The organism is Pseudomonas sp. 1 R 17, assembly GCF_900067035.1.
GTDB classification, from domain to species: domain Bacteria; phylum Pseudomonadota; class Gammaproteobacteria; order Pseudomonadales; family Pseudomonadaceae; genus Aquipseudomonas; species Aquipseudomonas marginalis.
In genome coordinates this window covers 8,718-18,337 of record NZ_FKLB01000067.1, presented here as the reverse complement: position 1 = coordinate 18,337, position 9,620 = coordinate 8,718, and the positions used below count along the sequence as shown (strand labels likewise).

2 protein-coding genes are annotated in these 9,620 nt (G+C 64.2%); both read right to left on the bottom strand.

Going from position 1 to position 9,620, the window contains the following annotated elements:
- A partial coding sequence (locus tag BFP99_RS28870; RefSeq protein ID WP_370737682.1) for an amino acid adenylation domain-containing protein occupies positions 1-8,963 on the bottom strand: 8,963 nt, incomplete at its 3' end.
- A 64-nt stretch (positions 8,964-9,027) separates the two neighbouring features.
- Positions 9,028-9,620, bottom strand: a 593-nt coding sequence (locus BFP99_RS28865) for a phosphopantetheine-binding protein (protein ID WP_256097805.1), incomplete at its 5' end; no start/stop codon positions are given.

Genomic DNA, 9,620 nt, shown 5'->3' with positions numbered 1-9,620 from the left:
CCGAGGTAATCCACCACGCCATCCGGGCGGCCACGGGTCAGGTCGCCGCTGCGATACACGCGACTGCCCGGCTTGCCGAACGGGTCCGGCACGAAGCGTTCGGCGGTCAGCGCCGGACGTTCCAGGTATCCACGGGCCACGCCCTCGCCGCCCAGGTACAGCTCACCGGCGACGCCGATGGGTTGCAGGTTGAGTTGCGCGTCCAGCACGTAGCCGCTGCGGTTGCCCAATAGCGTACCAATCGGTGCATACACGGCGCCGCAGGGGTCGCCCTTGCGCGCTTTCCACAGCAACGGCGTGACCACGGTTTCGGTCGGGCCGTAGCCGTTGAACAGGTAGGTCGGCTTGAGCGCGCGCCAGGCCAGGTCGTAGCTGGCTTGCGCCACCGCATCGCCGCCAAAGCAGTACACACGCACTTTCGGTGGATTACCGTCGCGCTCGGCATGCTCGGCCAGTTGTTGCAGGTACACCGGCGGGAACACCGCCATGGTCACGTTGTGACGGTGCATCTGCGCGTAGGTGTACTCGGGCAACCACAGGCTGTCGTCACGGACCAGCACGCTGGCGCCGTTGATCAGCGGGTGCATCCAGCCTTCGTGGGAGCCGTCGAAGGCGAACGACATGAAGTGCAGTTCGCAATCGGCCGGCGATGTTTCATAACGCTCGCCGGTGGCGATGATGTGCGCCACCAACGGCCCATGGGACACCGCCACGCCCTTGGGCAGGCCGGTGGAGCCGGAGGTGTAGATCACGTAGGCAAGGTTGTCGCCGTGCAGTTTTACCTCCGGCGCGGTGTCGCTGTAGTCGGCCCACGCCTCGGTGCGATCGATGGCCAGGCTGTCCAGGCCCTCGGGAATCGGCAGTTGCGGCAACGCACTGGTGTGGGTCAGCAGCAACTTCGCACGGCTGTCCTGCATCATGTACAGCAGGCGATCACGCGGGTACTCGATATCCAGCGGCACATACACACCGCCGGCTTTCATCACCGCGAGGAACGCCACCAGGCTCTCGGCACTGCGCGGCATGGCAATTGCCACGCGCACTTCGGGGCCGATGCCACGGGCGATCAGGGCATGGGCCAGGCGGTTGGCCTGGCGGTCCAGCTCGCCATAACTCAGGGTTTGCGCATCGAACTTGACCGCCACCGCAGCGTGGTTTTCGGCGGCGCGGTCGGCAACCATTTCGTGTACCAGACGCTCGGCCGAGAAGCCGGCGTCAGTCTGGTTCCACAGCTGCAGGATGTGTCGTTGCTCATCCTGGCCCAGCAGGTTGAGTTGGCTGATGGATTGCTGTTGGTCGGCAACCATCGCCTGCAACAGGTTTTGCCAATGGCAGGCCATGCGCTTGATGGTCAAGGCGTTGAACAGGTCGGTCGCGTAACCCAAGGTGGCCCAGATGCTGTCGGTGCCTTCATGCACATCCAGGTCCAGGTCGAAATGGGCGGTCTGGCTCTCCCATTCCAGGCCTTCGACGCGCAGTGTGGACAGCGCGAGTTCGGCGCCGCCCAGGCGCGCTTCGGTCTGGTGGTTGAACATCACTTGGAACAACGGGTTAAGACTCAAACTGCGCTCGGGTTGCAGCGCCTCCACCAGTTGTTCGAACGGCAGGTCCTGATGGTCCTGGGCTTCCAGCGCACGCTGGCGGACCTGCTGCAACAGTTGCGTGACCGAAGTCTGCTCATCGATATCGGCCTTGAGCACCTGGGTGTTGACGAAGAAGCCGATCAGCCGCTCGGTCTCGACCCGGTTGCGGTTGGCAATCGGCACCCCGACGCGCACGTCTTCCTGGCCGCTGTAACGGTGCATCAGCGCCTGGAACGAGGCCAGCAACAGCATGAACAGGGTCACGCCTTCGCGTTGCGCCAGGCCCTTGAGGTCGGCAACCAGCGCGGGCGGCAGCTCGACAAACAGGCGCGCACCACGATGGCTTTGCTCGGCCGGGCGCTGGTGGTCGAAAGGCAATTCCAGCACCGGTTGCTCGCCGCCCAGCAAACCTTGCCAGTACGCAAGCTGCCGGGCTTTTTCGCCCGCGTCCATCCACTCGCGCTGCCAGCGGGCATAGTCGGCGTACTGGATCGGCAAGGCCGGCAGTTGCAGATCCAGGCCCTGGCTGTAGGCGCTGTACAACTGCACCAACTCATCGACCATGATTTGCATCGACCAGCCGTCGGAGACGATATGGTGCAGCACCAGCACCAGTACATGCTCGTCCTTGCCCTGGCGCAGCAACGTGGCCCTGAGCAATGGTCCGGCCTGCAGGTCGAACGGGCGGGCGATCTCGGTTTGCACCTGGGCCTTGAGCCGGGTCGGGTCGCTCTCGACCAGAACGATGTCGACCGTGGCCTGCGGCGCAATCACCTGCACGGTCTGCTCATCACCCTGATGCAAATGGGTGCGCAGACTTTCATGGCGCGCTACCAGCGTGTCGAAGCTGCGTTGCAGCGCGTTCAGGTCCAACTGGCCCTTGAGGCGCAACGCGCTGGGCACATGGTAGGCGGCGCTGTCGGGCTCCAGCAGCCAGAGGAACCACTGGCGCTCCTGGGCGTACGACAACACCAAGGGCACATCGCGGGAAGACGGCACCAACGCCGGCGCCGTCGAACCGACCTGCTTGCCCTCGCTTTGCAGGGCCGCGACAAAGCCGTCGAGGCGCGCTTGTTCGAACAGCACGCGCAGCGGCAACTCGATCCCCAGGTTATGCCGCAGGCGCGACGCCACTTGCATGGCCAGCAAGGAATGCCCGCCCATCTCAAAGAAATGATCGGTCAGGCCAATACGTTCAGCACCGAGGATATCCGCCCAGATCGCGGCAACCTGCTGCTCCAGCACACTGACCGGCGCCACCCAACTGTGCAGCGCCTGGCTCGCATCCGGGCGTGGCAAGGCATGGCGATCCAACTTGCCATTGGGGCTCAACGGCAGTGCCTTCAGGAACATGAAGTGCGCCGGCACCATGTAGTCCGGCAGCTCATCGCGCAAGGCCGTGCGAAGCTGCTCACGCAGTGCGTCCTGCTCGGACTCGGCCGCGGAGATGACCAGGTAGGCGATCAGTTGCTGGTCGGCAGCAATCACCAGCGCTTCGCGGACCGCATCCTGGGCCAGCAGGCGCGATTCGATTTCACCCAGTTCGATACGGAAGCCACGCACCTTGACCTGATGGTCGATGCGCCCGATGTACTCGATCACACCATCGGCACGGTAGCGCGCCAGGTCGCCGGTGCGGTACAGGCGACCGCCGCCAGCGGGGTCAAAGGGGTCGGGAATAAAGCGTTCGGCGGTCAGCGCCGCGCGGTTGAAGTACCCCCGCGCCAGCAATGGCCCGCCGATCACCAGTTCGCCGGCCACGCCCACAGGCACCGGGTTGAGGCTGGCATCCAGCAGGTAGATGGCGCGGCCGTCCAGTACGCGACCAATCGGCATCATTTGCGTGACGGCTTCGCGGCCATCGACATAACCCGCGCAATCGAGGGCCGTGACCGTAACAGTCGCCTCGGTGGGGCCGTAGGTGTTGAGCAGGCGCACATGGCCCAGGCCGGCATCGCGCCAGGAAGCCAAACCTTCCGGCGGCATGGCTTCGCCGCCCGCATGCACCTGGCGCAACCGCCCATAGTCCCGCACACCTCGCTCGGCAAAGTCCCGGGCAATCAGGTGCCAGTAGGCAGTGGTGAGGTCGACCACCGAAATCTCATGTTCGATCAGTTGGGTGTAGAAGGTGTCGCTATCCCACAGCTCGCCGCCACGCACCACCACCGCGGCCCCGCAGCAGAGCGCCGGGTAGAGTTGCTCGACGAAACCGTCGAAGTTGAATGTACCGAATTGCAGCACGCAGTCAGCGGCGGTCAGCGCAAACACCTCGGTAAACACCTCGACGTGGCGTGCCAACGAAGCCTGGTCGATGCCCACGCCCTTGGGCCGCCCGGTCGAACCCGAGGTGAACATCAGGTAGGCCAGGTTGGCCGGGAACGCGCGCACCTCGGGGTTACTCGACGGGTACTCGGCCAACCACTGCGGATCGGACTCCAGGCAGATCAACGCCAGGTCGGCACTGATCGGCAGGCGCTCCAGCAAGGGATGCTGGGTCAGCAACAGCTGCAAGCCGCTGTCTTCGATCATGCATTGCAGGCGGTCGCGGGGGTATTGCGGGTCCAGCGGTACATAGGCGCCGCCGGCCTTGAGCACGGCCAGCAGGGCCACGATCATTTCCAGCGAACGGTCCACGGCCACGCCGACCAGGCTGTCGGCGCCCACGCCCTGTTCGATCAGGGCGTGGGCCAGGCGGTTGGCGCGCTGGTTGAGGTCGGCGTAACTCATGCGCCGCTGATCCATGATCAGGGCGACGGCGTCGGGCCGGCTCGCCACCTGCTGCTCGAATTTAATCAGCACGCTGCTGTGGGCGGCACGCGCGGGTTGCGGCGGGTTCCACTCATAGAGCATCTGCGCTTGCTCATCGCGGCCCAGCATCGGCAAGTCGGCGACACACTGCCGGGCCGTGCCTACCACGCTCTTCAGCAGGTTTTGCCAATGCGCGGCGAAGCGCTGCAGGGTACTGGCGTCGAACAATGCGGTCGCGTAGGTCAACGAAGCGTGCAGGCCCTCGGCAGACTCCTGGGTGTCCAGGCTCAGGTCGAAATGCGCCGTATGGCTGTCCCACTCCAGCCCCTGCACCTGCAGCCCCGGCAATTGCTGGCTGCCACGGTTGGCATGGGCGTCGGACTGGTGATTGAACATCACTTGGAACAGCGGGTTGTGGCTCAGGCTGCGCTCGGGTTGCAGGGCCTCGACCAACTGTTCGAAAGGCAGGTCCTGATGGGCCTGCGCCCCCAACGCATGCTCCTTGACCTGCTGCAACAGCTGGGCAAAGGTCATGTGCCCGTCGATCTCGGCCTTGAGCACCTGGGTATTGACGAAGAAGCCGATCAGTTGCTCGGTTTCCAGGCGGTTACGGTTGGCGATAGGCACGCCGACACGGATGTCCGACTGGCCGGTGTAGCGGTACAACATCGACTGGAAGGACGCGAGCAGCAGCATGAACATGGTCACGCCTTCGCGCTGCGCCAGGGCGCGCAAGCCCTCGACCACGGCAGGTTCGACCAGCACATCCAGACGCGCACCTTCGTAACGTTGTATCGCCGGGCGCGGGCGGTCCAGCGGCAGCTCCAGTACCGGCTGCACATCCCCCAGGCGGGCCCGCCAGTAGGCCAATTGCCGGGCTTTTTCGCCCGCCTCCATCCAGCCACGCTGCCACTGGGCGTAGTCCGCGTATTGAATCGGCAGCAGCGGCAGCACTGGCTCGAGCCCCTGGCTGTAACCGGCATACAAACTCACCAGTTCATCGACCATGACCTGCATCGACCAGGCATCCGACACGATGTGGTGCTGGACCAGTATCAGCACATGCTCGCGCTCGCTCAGTTGCAGCAGTTTGATGCGCAGTAACGGGCCGGCCTGCAGGTCGAATGGCCGGGCGATTTCTCGCTCCACCCACCCCTGCAATTCGCCGGAGGTGGCTGCGCCCACGACCTGGTGTTCAATGACCGGCGCAGCCTGTTCGAGCACACGCTGAACGGTCTGGCTCACGTCGGAAAAAAATACCGTGCGCAAGGTTTCATGGCGCTGCACCAGAGTGTCGAACGCACGTTGCAGGGCCACACGGTCAAGCGCACCCGACAGGCGCAGCGCGGCAGGAATGTGATAGGCCGCGCTGTCGGGTTCCAGCTGCCAGAGGAACCACTGGCGCTCCTGGGCGTACGACAGGGCCAGCGGCTGTGTGCGATCGGCGCGGGTGATCTGCGCGACCTCGGCGCCTGCATCCCCCAATGACGCCACGAAGGCGCCCAGCACCGGTTGCTCAAACAGGCTTTTGAGTGCCACCTCGATACCCAGCGCCTGGCGCACACGGGACACCATGCGGGTCGCCAGCAGCGAATGACCGCCGAGCTCGAAGAAATGGTCCTCCAGGCCCACCTGTGGCACACCCAGCACCTCGGCCCAGATCGCGGCCACCTGCCGGGCTTTCTCACCGACCGGCGCCACATAGCGTTTTTGCAGCAGGCTGGCGTCTGGCTTGGGCAGCGCCTTGCGATCCAGCTTACCGTTCGGGGTCAGCGGTAGGCGGGCCAGGAACAGCATGTGCGCCGGCACCATATAATCCGGCAGCACCTCGCGCAGTGCGGCCTTGAACGCTTCGCGCAAGGCGCCCTGATCGGCTTCCGGCGTCAAGGTGTCGGTCACCAGATAGGCCAGCAACTGGTCATGCTCGGCCACCACCACGGCTTCGCGGATCGCACGCTGCTCACGCAGGCACGCCTCAATCTCTCCCAGTTCGATACGGAACCCACGCACCTTGACCTGATGGTCGACGCGGCCGATGTACTCGACCACGCCATCCGCGCGATAGCGCGCCAGATCGCCTGTGCGATAAAGCCGCTCACCGTTGCGCGCAAACGGATTGGGCACAAAACGCTCGGCGGTCAACGCAGCCCGGCCGTGATACCCCCGGGCCAGGCCGACACCGCCGATCAGCAGCTCACCGCTGGTGCCTACCGGGCTCGGAGTGAGCTCGGCATTGAGGATAAACAACGAGGTGTTGGCGATTGGCCGACCGACAAAGGGCACCGGCTCGACCAACTCATGGGCCGCCGACCAGATGGTGGTTTCGGTCGGGCCATACAGGTTCCACACCGCGCCCTCTTGGGCCAGCATGCGCTGGGCCAGGTCGGCCGGCAGCGCCTCGCCGCCGCACAGGCACTTGACCCCGCGCAGTAAGGCGCGGCGTTCGCTGTCCAGGAGCATGCGCCAGCTCGAGGGCGTGGCTTGCACCACACTGATCGCTTCGCGCTGTACCAGATCCAGAATCGCCTCAGGGTCCAGGGACACGTGCTTGTCGGCCAGTACCACCGTCGCACCTGTCGCCAGCGGCACGTAGAGTTCCAGGGCAAAGATATCGAACGAGAACGTCGTCAACGACAACAGCCGCGCGTCAGCGCCAATGGCCAGGGTGCTGGCCATGCCATGGGTGAAGCTGCTCAGTGCGCCATGACGCACCATCACGCCCTTGGGCTTGCCGGTGGAACCGGAGGTGTAGATCACATAGGCCAGGTGCTCGCCCGTCAGTTCGATATCGGGGTTGGCGCTGCTGTAGCGCGCATCTTCCTGTGCGTCCATGAGCAGCAATTGCTGGTCAGCCGCCAGTGGCAGGCGTTCGTGCAGGTCGCCGGCAGTCAATAGCACGCGAGCGCGGCTGTCTTCCAGCATGAAGGCCAGCCGGTCCGCCGGGAATTGCGGATCGAGCGGCACGTAGGCGCCACCGGCCTTCAGCGTCGCCAGCAGGGCCAAGACCATGTCCACCGAGCGGTCGAGGGCCACCGCCACCAGCACGTCCGGGCCTACGCCGGCTTCGAGCAAACGATGGGCCAGGCGGTTGGCGCAACAGTTCAGCTCGCCGTAACTCAGCGCCTGGCCGTTGCACACCAGGGCAATGGCGTCGGGGCGCGCTTGCGCCTGGGCCTCCAGCAACCGATGCACGCCCTCGTCCTGCGCAAACGCCATGGGCGTGTGGTTCCAGCCGTGCACCTGTTGCTGCCACTGTGCATCATCCAACAGGGGCAACTCACCGATACGGCCGCCGCAATCCTGGGCCACCCGGTGCAACAGGCGATGCCAATGGCCAAGGAAACGCTCCAGGCCAGGCGCATCAAACAAGTCAGTGGCATAGGTCAGCGACGCCTGGATACCGTCAGCCGATTCCTGGGTGTCGAGGCTGAGGTCAAACTGCGACGTCTTGCTGTCCCACTCCAGCCCTTGCACTTGCAACCCCGTTACACTGCCGCCACCGCGCTGGGTGTCGGTCTGGTGGTTGAACATCACTTGGAACAACGGGTTGTAGCTCAAGCTGCGCTCGGGCTGCAGCGCTTCCACCAACTGCTCGAACGGCAAGTCTTGATGGGCCTGGGCCTCGACCGCGCGTTGGCGGGTCTGCTGCAGCAATTCACGAAATGTCATCTGGCCGTCGATATCGGCCTTGAGAATTTGCGTGTTGACGAAAAAGCCGATCAGGCGCTCGGTCTCCACCCGATTACGGTTAGCCACCGGCACACCGATGCGGATGTCAGCCTGGCCGCTGTAGCGGTGCAGCACAGCCTGGAACGACGCCAGCAACAGCATGAAAATCGTCACACCTTCACGCTGCGCCAAGGTCTTGAGGCCTGCCACCAGAGAGGCTTCCAGGGTAAGGTCCAGCCTGGCCCCGCGGTAGCTCTGTAGCGCTGGCCGTGGACGGTCCATGGGCATTTCGAGGACCGGTTGCTCGCCGCCGAGCATGCCTTTCCAGTAACCCAATTGGCGCTCACGCTCGCCCGCCTCCATCCAGCTGCGCTGCCATAGCGCGTAGTCGGCGTACTGGATCGGCAAGGCCGGCAGTTGCAGGTCCTGGCCCTGCACATAGGCGGCGTACAGTTGCACCAGCTCGTCGACCATCACCTGCATCGACCAGCCATCGGAGACGATGTGATGCTGCACCAGCACCAGCACATGCTCCTGGGGCGCCAGGCGCAGCAGCTTGACCCGCAACAGTGGACCTTGCTGCAAATCGAATGGCTGGGCGATCTCGGCTTCCACCAGCGCCTTGAGTTCGGATTCCTCGGCGTCGACCAGGGCAATATCCACCCGTACCTGATCGGCAATCACCTGCAAGGCACTGTCGCCGTCCTCCTGCAAATGCGTGCGCAGGCTTTCATGGCGCAGCACCAGTGTGTCAAAGCTGCGCTGCAACGCGGCCACGTCCAGTTGGCCGGTAAGGCGCAAGGCCCTTGGCACATGATAGGCGGTGCTCTGCGGCTCCAACTGCCACAAAAACCATTGCCGCTCCTGGGCATAAGAGAGCCGAAGAGGCTCACCTTCCTGGCGCTTGAAAACCGGGGCAATCTCAAACAGGTTGATGCCTTGCTGCTTGAGCATTACCGCCAACGCTTTCTTTTGCTGCGCCGAAAGTGACCCTACCGACTCGATTAATGCTTGCACGCCACGCCCCTCAGGAAGTCAATTTATCCAAATCTTCTGCTGATAGACGTTTGAGAGCCTCCAAGGATTTAGCCAATGCGTCCTGCACCGGCGAATTATTTGTCTGCTGGCCTGCCACATAGGCGCTGAAATCGGCCAGGGTCGGGGTGGTGAAGATCGATTTGACGTCGAATTCGGCGTGCAGCTGCTCGCGCAGGCGCACCACCACCTGAGTAGCGAGCAGCGAGTGGCCGCCCAGTTCGAAGAAGTTGTCGTTCAACCCCACGCGCGGTACCGCCAGGACTTCGGCCCAGATCGCGGCGATCTGCTGTTCCAGCTCGCTCTGCGGCGCGACATACTCCCGCGCGAGCAAACTGGCGTCCGTCTTGGGCAAGGCCTTTCGATCCAGTTTGCCGTTGGGGCTCAGAGGCATCTGCTCCAGCAGCACCCATTGGGCGGGCACCATGTAGTCCGGCAACTGCTGGGCAAGATGGGCGCTGAGCACATCGCGCCAGTCGTCCCCGGCGTTTTGCAGCACCAGGTAGCCCACCAGGTATTTACCGTCGACCGCCAACACGGCAGCCTCACGGACCCACGCGTGCTCCAGCAGGCGCGCTTCGATTT